The organism is Variovorax monticola (genome assembly GCF_051216855.1).
GTDB lineage: Bacteria > Pseudomonadota > Gammaproteobacteria > Burkholderiales > Burkholderiaceae_C > Variovorax.
The window spans coordinates 498884-515162 of sequence record NZ_JBPJZP010000001.1 but is presented as its reverse complement, the minus strand read 5'-3'; the positions used below and the strand labels follow the sequence as shown (position 1 = coordinate 515162).

The window sequence follows — 16279 nt, the reverse complement described above, 5'->3', positions numbered from 1 at the left end:
CATGAACTGGACCCTGGCTTCACGCATGCAGACCGTCGGCCCGTCGATCATTCGCGATCTCAACAAGATCGTCGCCCGCTCGCCTCACATCGTGAGTCTCGCGGCGGGCGTGCCTTCGCCGGAGACCTTTCCGGTCGCCGAATTCGCAGCAGCCTGCCAGCGTGTGCTGGCACGCGGAGATGCGCCTCAAGCGCTTCAGTATTCTGCGACCGAGGGGCTGCCGGAGTTGCGTGAAGCCGTGGCACACATGCTGCCTTGGTCCGTCGAGCCCGATCAGGTGCTGATCACCAACGGGTCCCAGCAGGGCCTGGACCTGGTTGCCCGCGCGTTCGTCGATCCCGGTAGCCGCGTGCTGGTCGAGCAGCCGACATATCCAGGGGCAGTTCAGGCATTTGCCGCGTCGCAGCCGCAGATTCAGGAGGTTCGTTGCAGCGCCGACGGCATCGATCTCGATGACCTGACCAGGTGCATCGGCAGTTCGAGCGCCGCAGCCCGATTTCTCTATCTGCTGCCGACCTTCCAGAACCCCACCGGTCGAACCATGAGCGACGGGCAACGCAACGCGCTCACGGATGTCGCGCGCACGCTGGGCCTGCCGCTGGTCGAGGACAACCCGTACGGAGAGCTTTGGTACGACGAAGCACCGCCGCTTCCACTGGCGGCACGCAGCCCCGAGAACTGCATCTATCTGGGAACGTTTTCCAAGGTGCTCGCGCCCGGCATGCGACTCGGCTTTGCAGTGGCTCCGAAGAAGATCATTGAAAAGCTCGCTCTGGCCAAGCAGGGTGCGGATCTGCAGCCGCCCACATTCAACCAGCACGTGGTGACCGAGGTCATGCGCGACGGATTCCTCGATCGACACATCGCCGCGATCCGCGAGCGCTACAAGGCGCAACGCGATGCCATGCTCGGCGCGCTTCAACAGGCGTTCGGCACCGACGGAAAATCTTCGGCCGATGCGATGCAATGGAACATGCCGGGCGGCGGGATGTTCATCTGGGCGCGGCTTCCTGCAGGCATTGCCGCGCGCACGGTGCTGCCGCTGGCGCTGGAGAGAGGTGTTGCTTTTGTTCCGGGCAGCGCTTTCTACGCGAATGGAGGCGATGAGCGAGCGGTGCGCCTGTCCTTCGTGACGGCATCCGTGCCGGACATTCAGCGCGCCATCACCGCATTCGCCAGTGCCGTCAGGGCTGCGGGCGCTGGGTCGACAAGCGCCATCGAGGGCGACCAGGCTTGAGCCATTCGGCCTCCTTGAAAATTTCATCGCTCTTGCCTGTAGCGGCGCCGGCCAGGCAAGGCCAAAGACGAAGCCAATGCACCCAAGCCCGCGCCCACCGACCGGTGGCTGTCGGTCGGGGGGCGGGCCGGTGATGTGCGCGCTGGTGCCGCCGGCATCGACCGCCACCGTCACGGGCATGCCGACACCCACAGCCTTGCTTACGAAAAACGCGTGTCGGTAAATCTAGACGCCGGGCGTCGCGGCTCGCGCGAGCGGCTGAGTGCCCCTCAAGTCCGCGCCGTCCTGGCCTGGCGACTTGCCGAACATCCGGCGGTATTCGCGACTGAACTGGGAGGGACTGTCGTAGCCGACCGCGAGACCGACTTCGGCGACGTCCTCTTTCTTCGCCAGCAGTCGTGCGCGTGCCGCCTGGAGGCGGAGTTGCTTCTGGTATTGAATCGGCGTCATCGAAGTCACGCTGCGGAAATGCCGGTGAAACGAGGTGCCGCTCATGCCGGCGATCTGCGCAAGCTCTTCGATTCGTACCGCGTCGGCGAAGTGGCCGCGCAACCAGCGAATTGCCCGCCCGACTTGCGCCATTCTGCTGTCGGCCAAGCCGATCTGACAAACCATCGCACCTTGCGGCCCGTTGATCAGCCGCCAGAGTATTTCGCGCTCGAGGGCCGGGCCCAGAACCGGGATGTCCGAGGGTCGGTCGAGCATGCGCACAAGACGAACCACGGCGTCCACAAGATCGCTCGACAGGTCGCACACGGCGATGCCCGGCCGATCGTTGCTGTCCGGTCGCGGGCCGCCGGACTCCAGCAGCAAGCCGGCGATGGCTTCCGCTCGCAGCGTCATGGCAAAACCGAGATAGGGCTGCTTTGGCGTTGCCTCCACGACATTGGCATCCGCCGGCAGATCGACAGACACGACGAGGAACTGACCGGCGCTGTATTTGAATGTCTGCTTGCCGACCTCGATCCGCTTGGCGCCTTGGGCGGCCAGAGACAGGATGGGTTCGACGACGAGCTGGCAGGGTGGCGTGGGTCCTTCCTCGATGCCCAGATAGACGCCGGGCAGCTGCCGCAGCGGCCTCGAGTCCGGCCCGGCATGCTTGTGGATGAGCGCTCGCAATTCAGCCAGTGAACTTGTGGTCATTGCTTCGGTGTCGGCAATCTGTGTGCGAGTGTCACATGCCGAATCAAGATGAAATTGGTGGGATTGTGCATGGATTTGACGGTTTCGGTCTAGCGGGTTCGACCGAAGGTGTGACCCAATGAAGGCTGTCATGGCAGAGCGCGGTTGTTTGAAGAACTGGCTCTGCAGCAAACCACCACCGACTGCAACAAGGAGAAAATTCCATGTCCCTGGACAACTATGTGACCCTGGGCCGCTCGGGCCTGCGCGTGAGCCCCCTGTGCCTGGGCACGATGACCTTCGGGGAAGGCCGCGGCTGGGGTTCTTCGGTCGAGGAGTGCCAGCAGATCATGGACCGCTTCATTGCGGCTGGCGGCAACTTCATCGACACGGCGAACGGCTACACGGCGGGCCATTCGGAATCGATCATCGGCGATCACATCGGGCGCCACGCCTCGCGCCGGGATCGCCTTGTTCTTGCGACCAAATTCAGCAGCAATCTCTATCTCGGCGATCCCAACGGCGGCGGTTCGGGTCGCAAGGCGATCGTCAGCCAGTGCGAAAACTCGCTGCGTCGCCTGCAGACGGACTACATCGACCTGTACTGGCTGCACAACTGGGACGTGCACACGCCGATCGACGAAACGATGGCGGCCTTGGACGACCTGGTGCGCGCAGGCAAGGTGCGCTACATCGGTATTTCCGACACGCCGGCGTGGAAGGTTGTGGAGGCGAACCTCATTGCGCGTTTCCGCGGCTGGTCGCAGTTCATCGGACTGCAGATCGAGTACTCCTTGCTGGAGCGCAGCGTCGAAGCGGAACTCGTGCCGATGGCCAGGGAGCTGGGCCTGGGCATCACGCCGTGGTCGCCGCTCAAGGGCGGCGCGCTCAGCGGAAAGTACACGCGCAAGAACCAGGGCGAGCTGAAGTCGGATCGCGGTGGCATGGTCCCGCTCGACGAGAAGACGTACGCGCTCATCGACGAGCTGGAAAAAATCGCCAAGGCGCACGAGAGCACTGTCGCGCGCATCGCGCTGGCCTGGGTGCGCATGCGCCCGGGCGTCACGTCGACCATCATCGGGGCGCGCCGCGTGACTCAGCTCGAGGACAACCTGAAGTCGATCGAGATCACCTTGAGCGCGGAGGAACTGACCCACCTCGAGAGCCTGACAAAGCCCACCGCGCCGTTCCCGCAGAACATGCAGGCCTACTTCCCGTCGATCCACAACGCCGGAACGACCATCAACGGCGTTGCGGGCGGGCCTTCGATGATCATCAAGCCCGGAGAGACGCCGTACTGAGGGTGCGAGCCTCGGTTCTCCACCGCATGCTGTGGCAGCGCAGGTGCCCTATCGGCTTCCCGCTTCGGGCCGAAGGCAGCGTTGTGCATCCTCTGGCCGGCCTGCCCCCAGCGCGGCGGCACGCTCGGCACGCAGGCAGGTCATCAGCGTGTCGTCCTTGCGCGACCACAAGCCTTTGTCCTGGCAGCGCATGGCGCGGGTGGCGAGCAGCGCGACCGCATCGCTGTCGCCGACCTGCAGCCAGTTGGACTCGTGCACGAACTCCTCGGCGCTCTCGCAGCTGTCGAGCGTCACGGCGCCGGTGAATTCGTAGGCCAGCACGGCTTCGGGCGTGGCGGGAGGCCCGCCCACGCCGACTTTGCCGTTGATGTCGCCCACGGCCACCGCCAAGGCTGGCGGCGCTGGGTTTCCGAGCCATCGGGTCATCACGCCGGAGAGCACGGCCGTGGCCAGCACAAGCACGAAAAAGCCGCCCAGCAGCGTGCGCAGGGTCTTGCCGCGCGTGCCGAAATAGCGTTGCTTCCGCTCGATCTGGCGCGCCCACCGGGGCGCGAGCTTTGCGTGCAACGCCAGCCACGACGGCAGGTGGGCGTGGCCCTGCGTGCCGAGGTGCAACGCGAACCAGTCCGGAAAGTCGCGCGCCATGTCGGCGAGGGCCTGCGCAAAGCGGCGCGTCTGCTCAGGCTCGGGCGAGGCCACGCGCGCGGCGGTGGCCAGCGCCTGCTGCTGCAGGGCGATGGCTGCCGGCGCCTGCGCATGCCACTGCAGGCCCTGGTTGACCACGCGCGAGATCCAGTGCGCCACATCGGCGCCGGCGAAAGGCCGGGCATTGCGATCGGTCCAATGGAAGCGGAGGGCTGCGGTGTCGAACAGCACGGCCCGGCCGGCCGCATCGCCGTGCAGCAGGTCGGCGATGCGGGCCTCGAGTTGCGCGTGGCTGTCGAGGTGCAGCAGCCGCGGGTCGGCCAGCGCCGCTTCGAACACGACCGCGACGGCCTCGGGTGGCGCGTCGCGCAACTGCTCCGTCCAGTGGCGCAGGGCCTGGTGTGCTTCGTCCGGGCCTGGCGCGACGATGGTGGGCGCGGCGGGCGGCTGCACGGGGGGCGACGTCAACGGCGAGGGCGAATCCATGCGGCGCGGATCGACCGGCGGCGGCGCGGGCACGTGGTGCCCGGGGCGGTCGAAGTCGCCTTGATGATCGTGATCGTGATCGTGATCGTGATCGTGATCGTGATCGTGATCGTCCTGGTCCTCGTCGTCTTCCTCGTCCTCCTCCTCTTCCTTTTCCTCCTCGCCGTCCAGGTCGTCATCCGCATCGTCCGCCCGAGCGGCCCAGGCCAGCGCCTGCTCGTAGGCCTGGCGCAGCCGCTCGAAGGCCTCGCGCTCGCTGGCCTGGTCGATGGCCTTCAGCGCCACCGCATAGGCGCGCTTGATGGTCTTGACGTCGCGGGTCGCCGCGATGCCGAGGCGCTCGAAAGCCGCTGTCACGGCGCTCAAAACACGAAGTCCGGATCGAAGTGGCTGTCGCGCTCGAAAAAGCCCACGGCCTTGCGCAGCCGCTCGCGCGCCGGACGAATCTGCCGCTCGTCCTGCGATTCGAGCGTGAGTTCGAAGCGGGATATTTCGTCGCCCAGCCGCTCGCGGGCATCGCTGCGCAACTGCTGGAACACGCGCTCGGCCCGCGCCACCAGCGCGCGGTGCTCGGCCTTGTCGCGCGGGTGGATCTTGAGCTCGGCCAACTGGCCGAGGCGCGCGGCGATCTCCAGTTCGCTCAGCACGCCGCTGTTGCCCTGGATCACCAGCCGGTGCACTTCGTGCGTGGCCACGACGGTGGCCTCGACCTCCAGCAGACCGTTCACGTCGTAGGTGAAGCGCACCTCGACGCTGGCTTCGGCGCGCGGGCCGGTGGGCAGCGGCACTTCGAGCACGCCGAGCTTGATGTTGTCGCGCACCAGCCGCGCCTCGCCCTGGAAGATCTCCAGTGCAAGGATGCGCTGGCCCTCGCGCACCGGAACGTAGCGCTTGACGCGGCTGGCCGGCACCACGGTGTTGCGCTCGATGATGGGCGAGAAATAGCCGTCGACCTCGCCGCCGCCGGGCATGCGGTGCACGGTCTCCACGCCCAGCGTGTAGGGGCACACGTCGGTCATCACCACTTCCTTGAGCGCCAGGTCGCGCGCCTTCAGGCCGGCCATCACGGCGGCGCCGAGCGCCACCACCTCGTCGGGGTTGATGTCCATCGCGGGAAAGCGCCCGAACATACGCGTGACCATCTGCCGCACCACAGGCGAGCGGGTCGCGCCCCCGGCCAGCACCACGTTGTCGATATCGCCCGCGCGAATGCTGGCGTCGCGCAGCGCGCGCTCGACCGGCCCGCGCAGCCGGGCCAGCAGCGGCTCGCTGATGGCGCGAAAGCGCTCCTGCGTTAGCGCCAGCGTGTGCTCGCGGTCCTGCCAGTAGAGCGTGAGGGTGGCGCTCTCGCTGTCCGACAGCGCCCGCTTGGCCCGCTCGGCGCGTGCCACCAGTTGCTGCATGAAGCCGCCGTCGGCGCGCGCGGCCTCGGGCAGGCCGGTCTCGGCGAAGAACAGCTGGACGATCTCATTGACGAAGTCTTCGCCGCCGAGGAAGTTGTCGCCCGCCGTGGCGCGCACCTCCATCACGCCCTCGAACATCTCGAGGATCGACACGTCGAAGGTGCCGCCGCCCAGGTCGAACACCAGGAACTGGGTCGCGTCCTCGTCCTGGTGCAGCCCGTAGGCCAGTGCGGCGGCCGTGGGCTCGTTCACCAGCCGCTCCACCTGCAGCCCGGCGAGCTGGCCCGCGATGCGCGTGGCCTTGCGCTGGCTGTCGGAGAAGTAGGCGGGCACGGTGATCACCGCTTCGGTCACGGGCTCGCCCAGCATGGCCTCGGCATCGGCCTTGAGCGAGCGCAGCACCAGCGAAGACAGTTCCTCGGCGCGAAAGCTGCGCGCGCCGAGCAGAAAGCTCTTGTCGCTGCCCATGTAGCGCTTGAACAGCGACGCCGTCACCGCGGGGTGCGTCTGCAGCCGGTCGCGCGCGGCCTGCCCGACCAGCACGCTGCCGTCCTCGTCGATGCTCACGCACGACGGCGTGAGGCAGGCGCCCAGCGCGTTCACCACCAGGTGAGGGCGACCGTCCTTCCAGACGGCGGCCAGGCTGTGGGTGGTGCCCAGGTCGATACCGATGATCATCAAGGAGGTCCTCGCAAGTGCTTCAGGGTGGCCGGAGGCCGCCATGATGCCGCACTCGCATGGCGCCCCGGGGCGGCGCACTCAGGCGTTGTTCATGGGTACCTTCAGGCGTTCGCCCAGAAAGTCGATGAAGGTGCGCAGCTTGGGCGACATGTACTGCCGGCTCGTGTACACGGCGAACAAGGTGACGGGTGTCGACTCGAAGCCCGGCAGCAGCCGCAGCAACCGGCCCTGCGCAATGTCCTCCTCGATCAGCCACAGCGGCATGAAGGCGATGCCCATGTCCGCGTGCACCGCATGCAGCGTGAGCGTGGTGTCGTCGGAGCGCATGACCGGTGCCAGCCGCAACGGGAACATGCGCCCGCCCTGTCCCTTCAGCGCCAGGTTTTCCAGGTTCACGTAGCTCGGCACGATGGCGCCCAGCTTCGCCAGGTCGGCGGGCAGGGCTGGAAGGCCGCCCATGCGCTTCACGTAGGCCGGCGTGCCCGCCAGGTAGAAGGGCACGCGGCACAGCGGCCGGGCGATCAGCGCGGGCGAGGGCTCCTGCGTGGCGCGCAGGGCCAGGTCGTAGCCGTCGGCCGCGAGGTCGACCTTGCGGTTTTCCAGGTGCATGTCGACCAGCACCTCGGGGTACTTCTCGCGGTAGTCGGCCAGCACGCGCGCAAAGCGCGGCGTGGCACACCACACGGGCGCGCTCACCTTGAGCTGGCCGCGCGGCGTGTCGTGCGTCTGGCCGATGGCGGCCTCGGCTGCGTCGAGCAGGTCGAGCGCGCGGCGGCTTTGCTCATACCAGGCGGTGCCGGCCTCGGTCAGGCTCTGGTGGCGGCTGGAGCGGTGCAGCAGCCGCGCGCCGAGCGACTTCTCGAGTTGCGCGACATGCTTGCTGGCCATGGGCGGCGACATGCCCAGCCGCTCGGCCGCGGCCACGAAGCTGCCGGCCTCGACGACTTCGCGAAACACCCGCAGGCTGGTCATTCGGTCCATGTGAGTGTCCGCAAAAAGGGGGTGAACGGCTCGCGACGCCCCATGCCCGGACCCGGCGCGATCTAGCTCGAACTTATCAGGCTGGGCCCCTGATGGAACACAAGGTCTTCCACGACCTTGCCACCCAACAGGTGCTGGTCGATGATGCGGTCCATGTTCTGCGGGGTGACGTTGTAATACCAGGTGCCGTCGGGTTGCACGCACATCACCGGCCCGCCCTTGCAGGCGGCGAAGCAGCCGACGCGGCTGCGCTTGACGCGCAGTTCGCCCTCGTTCAGCCCGGCCGCCTTGAACTTGTCGCCCAGGCTGTCGAACAGGTCTTGCGATGCGCCGTCGGGGCTGCAGCGCGGGCCGGTGCACACCAGCAGGTGGCGCTTGTAGACGCCGATCTTCGGTTTGACGACCTCGGTCATTCCTGTGCCTCCTCGACCGGCTCGACCGGCACGGGCACGGCGGCCTCTTCTTCGACGGGTGCCGCAAGCACGGCCTCGATGTAGTCGGCCGGCAGGCGGTGCTGTGCCGCGAGCGCGGCGATGCTCACGCCCTCGGCATGGTCGGCGCGCAGGTTGCTCATCCAGCCCAGCAGGCCGGTGGACAGCGAGCGGCCGGGCTTCTCGCCGCTGCGCGTGCTGCCGCCGTCGTCCAGGTCGTACTTGTTGGCATAGCCGCGCGGCGTGACCATCAGGCCGTGCTGCAGGAAGGTGTGGCTGTTGCCGATGAGCACGGTCGTCAGCATGCCGATGTCGCACTCGCTCATGTGGGCCAGCGTGGTGAACTCGATGCGCTCGCGCCGGCGGTAGGCCGACTTGACCACGGCCACCGGCGTGTCCGCCCGCCGATGCCGCAGGAACAGCTGCTGCGCCTGCACGATCTGCTGGGTGCGCCGCCCGCTCTTGGGGTTGTAGAGCGCCACCACGAAGTCGGCCGCCGCCACCGCGTCGAGCCGCCGTGCAATCACCGGCCAGGGCGTGAGCAGGTCGCTCAGCGAGATCGAGCAGAAGTCGTGCGTGAGCGGCGCGCCCACCAGCGCCGCGCAGGCGTTGATGGCCGACGCGCCGGGCACCACCTCCACCGCGATGTCGGAGTCCGGCGTCCAGCCGGCCTGGAACAGCACCTCGTAGGTCGGGCCGGCCATGCCGTACACGCCGGCATCGCCGCTGGAGATCAGCGCGACTTTCTTGCCCTCGCGGGCGCGCTCCAGCGCGTTGACCGCGCGGTCGAGCTCTTCGGTCATGCCCTTGCGGATCACTTCCTTGCCCTCGAGCAAGTCGGCCACCAGCTTGATGTAGGTGCTGTAGCCGACCACCACGTCGGCCTCGGCGATGGCGGCCAGCGCGCGCTGGGTCATGTGGTCGTGGCTGCCGGGGCCGATGCCGACCAGCGAGATCTTGCCGCTCATGGGGTCGGCACGCGGCGCGTGGGGTGCGTGGAGGCGTTCATAGCGGGTTCCGTTCGGGGGTGATGTGGGTTCAGGACAAGTGCGACATGCGCGACATGAGCGCAATGGAGACCGTTGCGTGGCGCCCGTCGGCGCCGCGGTGTTTGTGCTTGGTGACGACCAGCGCCGTCATCGGCAGGCCGCCGCCGGCCAGCAGCGCGGCGGCCTCGCTGACCGAGGGCGTGCCGGTGTGCCTGCGCACCGTTTCCGACGGGTGCGGCACGGGCACCTGCGCCAGTTGCGCGGCGGGGTAGAAATGCATGGCCCAGCCGTGGGCAGCGGCCAGCGCCAGCAGCCCGGGCTCGTCGGCCTTCAGGTCGATGCTGGCGGCCGCCGCCACCTGGTCCGCCTGCGCACCGATGCCGGCCAGCGCCTCGTCGAGCGCCTGCTGCAGCGTGGCCTGCGGCGTGCCGCGGTCGCAGCCCAGGCCGACGGCATAGCGCACCGCGCTCATTGCGGCGGCCGGTACACCACGAGGCGCTCCGCCAGCGCGCTCCAGCGCTCGGCGCTCACCTCGGCCTGCGTGATCCACAGCACGGCCTTGAAGCGTTCGAGGTCGACCTCGTCGAAGCGCGCGAACCGGTGGATGTTGGCCGGCAGCGGCGTCGGGCGGGTCCACCAGTCGGGGCTGCCGGCCTCCTGCACCACCGCGACGGGTTCGCCGTTCACCACATGGGCCGAGACGCGCGTGATGTTGATCTTGGGCGCCTCCACCTTCCAGCCGAGCTCGCGCCCGAGGATGTCCACCGGAATGGTCTTGCCCACGTCCGACGCGGTGGTCAGCACGGCGGTCGCGCCCAGCAGCGCGGCGACCTGCTCGGCCATCGCGTTGGCGCCGCCCACGTGGCCCGACAGCACCGGAATCACGAACTGCGCGGCGTCGTCCACCACCAGCACGCCGGGGTCTTCGTCCTTGCTCTTGAGGTGCGGCGCAATCAGGCGCACCACGGCGCCGAGCGACACGAAGAACACGACCTGGTCGAAGTCCGTGAACAGCGTGGCGATTTCATCGCGAAACGCGCCCGCATAGGCGCGCACGGGGTTGGCCAGCCCGGCCATGAGCGGCGCGAACTTCTCGGCCACGCACACGCTGGCCTCGGGCAGCAGGCGCGCCAAATCGGCGGTCTGCTGCGCGCCGTGCTTGGTGATGGCCACGAGCACCACGCGGGGTGCGGCTTCATTCGTCATTCGTCTGTTCCTCTTCGATTTCAGTGCTGGTCTTCTTGCGGCAGCCGCGCACCAGTTCGCCGCGTTCGCGGCCCGGGTTCTTCACCAGCAGCAGCGACAGGTAGTTGACTTTGGTGCCCTTCAGGCTGGCCACGTCGTGCACGATGCGTTCGACCGGCGAGCCGGCCTTTTCGATGAAGCGGCTGTGTTCGAGCAGGCCGCGCCGCGCCAGCAGGTCGATCAGGTCGTCGAGCAGCGGCTTGACCTTCATGAGCACCAGCGTGTCGAAGTCGTCGAGCATCTTCTCGACCGCCGCAATGCCGTAGGCCGCGGGCACGATGGCCACGGTGTCGTCCTGCTCGGACAGCGGCAGCTGCAACCGTGCGCAGGCCGCGTTGAAAGAAGTCACGCCGGGCACCACTTCGATGCGCGCTGCCGGGTCGAGCTCGCGCAGCACGCGCGCCAGGTAGCAGAAACTCGCGTAGGTGGAGGCGTCGCCTTCGACCAGGAACAGCACGTCCTGCCCGGTGGCGAGCATCGCCTGCACGGTCTCGGCGGCCTTCAGCCAGTGGCGCGCGAGCTTCTCGGTGTCGTGCGTCATCGGGAACAGCAGGGCCTGGTGCTGCGCGGGCGTCGACAGGCCGGCGCGCAGCGCGATGTCCAGCGCGTAGCTTTCCTTGCGCAGGCTGCGCACGGGGTAGGTCCAGATGGCGTCGGCGCGGGTCAGCAGCGACCAGGCGCGGCGCGTGATCAGGTCGGGGTCGCCGGGGCCCAGCGACACGCCGTGGAGCATGCCGGGCGCCGTCATGCCGCCGCTCCCGTCTCGGGGCCGACCACGCCGGCCTGCGCGCAGACCAGCCACACCGGGTTCTCGGCCGCCAGCCGGTGCATGTGCAGGATCGGCTTGCTGCGCGAGGCCTGCAGCTGCAGCACGTCCCAGCGCGCGCCCTGCGCCTTCAGCGCCTCGACCGCGCCCGCGAGGTTCTCGATGGTCACGAAGTTCATCACCAGCCAGCCGCCCGGGCGCAGGCGCCGCAGCACCAGCGCAACGAGCTCGGCCAGCTCGCCGCCGGAGCCGCCGATGAACACCGCATCGGGGTCGGCCCACGCGGACAGGCCCTCGGGCGCCTTGCCGTGCACCAGGCTGTGGTTGCTGATGCCCATGGCCTGCCGGTTGCGCGCCACGATGGCGCTGTCGTCGGCGTTCTTCTCGATGGCGTACACATGGCCGCGCGCGCACAGCCGCGCGGCCTCGAGCCCGACCGAGCCCGAGCCCGCGCCGATGTCCCACACCACGCTGTCGGCGCGCAGCTGCATGCGCGCGAGCGACACGGCGCGCACCTCGTTCTTGGTGATCAGGCCCTTCTCGGGATGGCGCTGCTCGAAGCTGGCGTCCGGCAGGCCGAACAGCACCTGCGGCGCGCGCAGCCGGGTGCGCCAGAGCAGCACCACGTTGGGGTCGGCAAAGCGCATCTGCGCCGCGGCCGTGATGCGCATGCCGCTGACCACGCGCTCCTCGGGCTGGCACAGGCGCTCGGCCACGGCCATCTCGAAGTCGTCGGCCAGGCCTTCGGCCACGAGCATGCGCGCGATGCGGTCGGGCGTGTTGTCGGGGCTGGTGAGCACGGCCAGGCGGTCGTGCTGGCGAATGTCGCGCAGCAGCGCATACAGGCCGTGCGCGGGCGGCGAGCCCGGCAGCCAGTCGCCCGCGTCTTTCGCATGCACGGAGGCGAACTTCATCTCCTGCCACGGCAGGCCCAGGCGCGCGCAGGCCAGCTGCAGCGTCGACACGTTGGGCAGCACCTCGATGGCCTCCAGGCACAGTCGCGCCGCCAGGAAGGCCGCGATGCCGTGGCACAGCGGATCGCCGGTGGCCAGCACCACCACGCGCTGGCCCTCGGCCTGCGCTTCGCGAATCCATTCGGGCACCTGCGACAGCCCGCCGGCCAGGTCGCGCTGCACCGCGCCGGGTGCGATGTGCGCGGCGAACAGGGCCAGCGTGCGCGCGGCGCCGATCACCAGTTGCGCTTGCTGCAGATGCGCCAGCGCGCCGCGGCCGAGGCTCGCGTCGCCGTCGTCCAGCACGCCGAGGATGCGGCACTTGTTCGTCATGTTGTCGTTGTTCAGGAGGCCTCCGCGATCTTTCGACCATCAAAGTCGCAGACCAGCACTTTCAGTTCGAACTGGTCGGGGTAGCGCGTGCGCAGCGTCTGGATGACGCGCTGCGCCAGCGCCGTGTGAAAAGCCGTGCCGAGGCCGAGCGCGTCCATGCGCTCGCCGGCATAGCGCGCGGTCTCGTTGCCGCGAATCGCGTCGCACACGTCGCTCGGCGCGCCCAGCCCCGCCGCCAGGTCGGCCAGCAGGCCGGTGTCGACCTCGGCGCGCCCGGCGTGGGTGATGGTCTCGCCCTGCGCGATCTTGGTGAGCTTGCCGACCATGCCGCCGATCACGACCTTCTTGAGCCCGGCCTTTACAGCCGCGCCCATCGCATAGCGCAGAAAGTCGCCCATCTGCACGAAGGCCGGCTCGGGCAGCTCTGGCATCTCGGCCATCACGAACTTTTCGGTGCGCCCGCCGGTGGTGAGCACCACCACGCCGTGGCCCAGCGTGCCCGCCACCTGCACGCCCTGCACCACGCTCGCGCGGTAGGCGGCGGTGGAATAGGGCTTGACGATGCCGGTGGTGCCCAGAATGGAAATGCCGCCCAGGATGCCCAGGCGCGCATTGAGCGTTTTCTTGGCCATCTCCTCGCCCTGCGGCACCGAGATGGCCACTTCGAGGCCGACTTCGTCGAGCAGGGGCGTGCCCACCGCGCGCACGTTCGCCTCGATGTTGCGGCGCGGCACCGGGTTGATGGCCGGCCCGCCCACGGTCAGGCCGAGCCCCGGCATGGTGACGGTGCCCACGCCGGTGCCGCCCTTCAGCAGCACCTGCCCCGCCAGTTCGGGCAGCACGCGCACGTCGGCGGTGAGATGGGCCTTGTCGGTGCAGTCGGGGTCGTCGCCCGCGTCCTTGATGACCATCGCATGCGCGAGCGCGCCGTCGACGCGGCCGTCCTGCACGGCAAAGCGCACCAGGTCGCCGTTGGGCAGCAGGCACTCGACCTCTTCGGGCACCCGGCCGGTGACCAGCCCGATCACCGCCGCGCGCGCCGCCGCGGCCGAGCACGCACCGGTCGTGAAACCGGTGCGGGTGCCGCGGGGCGCGCCCTTGTCCATCATGCGGTGTGCTCGCGCGCCTCCGCCAGGCCCAGCAGCGCGTGGATCGCGGCCACCACCAGCGTGGAACCGCCCTTGCGCCCGCGAATCACGATCCAGGGCACGCCGGCCTCCAGCGCCATCAGGTCCTTCGACTCGGCCGCCGAGACGAAGCCGACCGGCATGCCGACCACCAGCGCGGGGCGCGCGCCTTCTTCGTGGATCAGCCGCACGATCTCGATCAGCGCGGTCGGTGCATTGCCGATGCCGACAATCGCGCCGTCGACCAGGCCCAGGCGGTGCGCCTTGCGCATGGCCTGCACGGCGCGCGTGGTGCCTTCGGCCTTCGCCTGCGCGATCACGTCCTCGTCGCTGATGAACTGGTGCGTGCCCATGCCGAAGTGGGCCAGGCGCGGGGCCGAGAGGCCCACGCAGATCATCTCCACGTCGGCTACCACGCGGCTCTCGCGCGAACGGACGGCGGCAATGGCGGCGTCGATCGCGTCGGGGTGGAAGTCGGTCAGGCCGTTGAAGTCGAAGTCGGCGTTCGCATGGATCATGCGGCGCACCACGGGCCACTGGTCGGCGGTGTAGGGGTGCGAGGTCACCTCGCGGTCGATCACCGCGAAGGAGTCATGCTCGATGGCGCGGCCCGCCGCGGTGAGCTGCTCGGTGACGACGTTGGCCGCCATGGAAGGCGTCGGGTTCATCGCGGTGCCGGCGCCGCGTCGTCATGCGCATGGTCATGTGCGTGGTCATGTGCGTGGTCATGTGCGTGGTCGTGTGCGTGGTCGTGATCGTGCGGATGCGCGTGCGGGTGGGGATGCGCGTGCGCAGGGTCGTCGCCATGGCTGTGGGGCACCGCATCGTCATGGTGGTGGCCGCCCAGGCCGTGTTCCACCGCGAAGTCGCGGAACTTGCAGCCGTCGCAAGGCATGAGCGCGATCGGCGCGCCGCGGCGCAGGTCGTTCACGCGTTGCTCCAGCAGCCCGAAGATCTCGGGCTCGAAGCCGAAGTACCGGGTCGAGACGAAGCGGATCGTCGGGTACTGCGCCTTCAGGTTCTCGACCTGGCGCGCGATGCGTTCGACCAGCGTGCCGTTGAACAGGTAGTACGGCAGCACCACCACCTGCTTCATGCCCTGCAGGCTCTGGCGCTGCACGGCCTTCTCCAGGCGCGGGTAGGTGATGCCGGTGAAGGCCAGGTCCACCAGCTCGTGGTCGGTTTCCTCCAGCAGCCAGCGCGCCATCTTCGCCATGTCGCCGTTGGCCTGTCGGTCCGAAGAGCCGCGGCCCAGAATGACCACGCCGGTGGTGGTGGGGTCGGGCATGTCCAGCGCCTGCATCGCGCCCTTCAGGCGCCGCCGCAAGATGGCCAGGATCGGGTCGCAGGCCGTGAGGTGCGGCGCATACAGGAACTGCACCATCGGGAACTTCAGCCGCGCGCCGTCGATGGCCTGCGGAATGTCCATCTTCACGTGGCCCGCCGCATTCAGGATGAGCGGCACCACGACCACGCGCGGCGCGCCCTCGGCCGCGCGGCGCAGCCCCTCGCTCATCGTGACTTCGGAGAACTCGATGAAGCAGACCTCGATGCGCCAGCCCGGCTGGCGCTCGCGCCACTGCGCCGCAAAGGCCTCGATCTCGTCGTTGCCGGATTTTTCGCGCGAGCCGTGGCCCACCAGAAGAACGGTTTCGGTGCTCATGGGGTGTCCTGAAGGAGGGTTTCGACGGGAACGCTCGCGCGCCGGAAGCGGTGCGTGAAGCTCGCGTCGTAGAGTTTGGATTTGGCCAGCGTGGTCCACTGCCGTGCGCCCAGCGTGGGGCTGGCGATGATCATCGACTGGCTCACGATGCGCGCCTCGCGGCACAGCGCCTGGATGGTGGCGACCGTGCCGCGCACAATCTTCTCTTCGCCCGGCCAGCTCGCCTTGTGCACCACCACCACGGGTGCGTCGGGCGACCAGCCGGCGGCCGCCAGCGCGGCCGTGACCTTGCCCATGAGCGTGATGCTCAGGAAGATGCACAGCGTGCTGTGGTGCGCGGCCAGCGCCTCCAGCGATTCGCCTTCGGGCATCGGTGTGCGGCCTTCCACGCGCGTGAAGATCACGGTCTGCGTGACCTCGGGCAGCGTGAGGCTTTCCACCGCCGCCGCCGCCGAGGCCATGGCCGAAGACACGCCCGGCACCACGCCGATCGGCACGCCCGCCGCATCCAGCGGCTGCACCAGCTCGATGAGCGCGCCGTACAGACCCGGGTCGCCGGTCTGCAGGCGTACCACGGTGGCGCAGCGCGCGGCCTGCGCAATGAGCCAGGCGGACATCTGCTCGAGCGTCATGTCCTTGCTGTCGGCAATGGCGCAGCCGGGCGGCGCCCAGCGCGTGGCGGCTTCGCTCACGAGCGAGCCCGCGAACAGGATGGCCCCGGCGCGTTCGACCAGGCCGCGGCCCTTGACGGTGATGAGTTCGGGGTCGCCCGGACCCGCGCCGACGAACCACACGGTTCCCGGCGTGCACGCTGCCTGCGCAGTGCTGCTTGGAGCGATGGCTCGCTCGTTCATGATGGTTCCTCCGCGCCCGCCGCGCGACAGATGGTCGGTAAGACCCGGCGGGAGGGAGAAAT

At 68.9% G+C, this 16279-nt stretch carries 16 protein-coding genes; 2 read left to right on the top strand and 14 right to left on the bottom strand.

Features of this window, described 5'->3' with window-relative positions; all coding sequences use genetic code 11:
- Position 1 precedes the first annotated feature (1 nt).
- On the top strand, positions 2-1237 hold the full coding sequence (locus tag ACSFA5_RS02290; protein ID WP_435442384.1) for an aminotransferase-like domain-containing protein: 1236 nt from the start codon (positions 2-4) through the stop codon (positions 1235-1237).
- Between the two features lie 225 nt (positions 1238-1462).
- On the opposite strand, the gene ACSFA5_RS02285 is transcribed toward ACSFA5_RS02290, so the two are convergent.
- Positions 1463-2380 carry an AraC family transcriptional regulator gene (locus tag ACSFA5_RS02285; protein ID WP_435442383.1) on the bottom strand — a complete coding sequence of 306 codons (918 nt, stop codon included), beginning with the start codon at positions 2378-2380 and terminating at the stop codon, positions 1463-1465.
- Positions 2381-2583: 203 nt separating this feature from the next.
- Between ACSFA5_RS02285 and ACSFA5_RS02280 the strand changes: the two genes are divergently transcribed.
- Positions 2584-3660 carry an aldo/keto reductase gene (locus ACSFA5_RS02280; protein WP_435442382.1) on the top strand — a complete coding sequence of 359 codons (1077 nt, stop codon included), beginning with the start codon at positions 2584-2586 and terminating at the stop codon, positions 3658-3660.
- A 48-nt stretch (positions 3661-3708) separates the two neighbouring features.
- On the opposite strand, the gene ACSFA5_RS02275 is transcribed toward ACSFA5_RS02280, so the two are convergent.
- From ACSFA5_RS02275 to cobM, 13 genes are all read right to left on the bottom strand, one after another.
- Positions 3709-5157 (bottom strand): J domain-containing protein, encoded by a 1449-nt coding sequence (locus ACSFA5_RS02275; protein ID WP_435442381.1) that lies wholly within the window; start codon positions 5155-5157, stop codon positions 3709-3711.
- Positions 5154-6872 carry an Hsp70 family protein gene (locus ACSFA5_RS02270; RefSeq protein ID WP_435442380.1) on the bottom strand — a complete coding sequence of 573 codons (1719 nt, stop codon included), beginning with the start codon at positions 6870-6872 and terminating at the stop codon, positions 5154-5156. The genes ACSFA5_RS02275 and ACSFA5_RS02270 overlap by 4 nt, the downstream gene beginning before the upstream one ends.
- An 81-nt stretch (positions 6873-6953) precedes the next feature.
- A complete protein-coding gene (locus ACSFA5_RS02265) occupies positions 6954-7856 on the bottom strand; it encodes a LysR family transcriptional regulator (protein ID WP_435442379.1) in 903 nt (300 codons plus the stop codon).
- Between the two features lie 62 nt (positions 7857-7918).
- On the bottom strand, positions 7919-8269 hold the full coding sequence (locus tag ACSFA5_RS02260; RefSeq protein ID WP_435442378.1) for a (2Fe-2S) ferredoxin domain-containing protein: 351 nt from the start codon (positions 8267-8269) through the stop codon (positions 7919-7921).
- The gene (gene cobJ / locus ACSFA5_RS02255; RefSeq protein ID WP_435442377.1) at positions 8266-9255 is read right to left on the bottom strand and encodes a precorrin-3B C(17)-methyltransferase; all 990 of its coding nucleotides are present in this window, start codon (positions 9253-9255) and stop codon (positions 8266-8268) included. The genes ACSFA5_RS02260 and cobJ overlap by 4 nt, the downstream gene beginning before the upstream one ends.
- A gap of 70 nt (positions 9256-9325) precedes the next feature.
- The gene (locus tag ACSFA5_RS02250; protein WP_435442376.1) at positions 9326-9748 is read right to left on the bottom strand and encodes a cobalamin biosynthesis protein; all 423 of its coding nucleotides are present in this window, start codon (positions 9746-9748) and stop codon (positions 9326-9328) included.
- Entirely contained in the window at positions 9745-10482 is a 738-nt protein-coding gene (locus ACSFA5_RS02245; protein ID WP_435442375.1) for a cobalamin biosynthesis central domain-containing protein, read from the bottom strand. Before ACSFA5_RS02245 ends, ACSFA5_RS02250 begins: the two co-directional genes overlap by 4 nt.
- Positions 10472-11269, bottom strand: a complete 798-nt coding sequence (gene cobI, locus ACSFA5_RS02240; protein ID WP_435442374.1) for a precorrin-2 C(20)-methyltransferase — start codon at positions 11267-11269, stop codon at positions 10472-10474. The genes ACSFA5_RS02245 and cobI overlap by 11 nt, the downstream gene beginning before the upstream one ends.
- Positions 11266-12573, bottom strand: a complete 1308-nt coding sequence (cbiE, locus tag ACSFA5_RS02235; protein ID WP_435442373.1) for a precorrin-6y C5,15-methyltransferase (decarboxylating) subunit CbiE — start codon at positions 12571-12573, stop codon at positions 11266-11268. Before cbiE ends, cobI begins: the two co-directional genes overlap by 4 nt.
- Before the next feature lie 11 nt (positions 12574-12584).
- On the bottom strand, positions 12585-13682 hold the full coding sequence (locus tag ACSFA5_RS02230) for a cobalt-precorrin-5B (C(1))-methyltransferase (RefSeq protein ID WP_435442372.1): 1098 nt from the start codon (positions 13680-13682) through the stop codon (positions 12585-12587).
- Entirely contained in the window at positions 13679-14368 is a 690-nt protein-coding gene (locus ACSFA5_RS02225) for a precorrin-8X methylmutase (protein ID WP_435442371.1), read from the bottom strand. The genes ACSFA5_RS02230 and ACSFA5_RS02225 overlap by 4 nt, the downstream gene beginning before the upstream one ends.
- Positions 14365-15363, bottom strand: a complete 999-nt coding sequence (locus tag ACSFA5_RS02220) for a sirohydrochlorin chelatase (protein WP_435442370.1) — start codon at positions 15361-15363, stop codon at positions 14365-14367. The genes ACSFA5_RS02225 and ACSFA5_RS02220 overlap by 4 nt, the downstream gene beginning before the upstream one ends.
- A complete protein-coding gene (cobM, locus tag ACSFA5_RS02215) occupies positions 15360-16217 on the bottom strand; it encodes a precorrin-4 C(11)-methyltransferase (protein ID WP_435442369.1) in 858 nt (285 codons plus the stop codon). The genes ACSFA5_RS02220 and cobM overlap by 4 nt, the downstream gene beginning before the upstream one ends.
- Between the last annotated feature and the right edge of the window lie 62 nt (positions 16218-16279).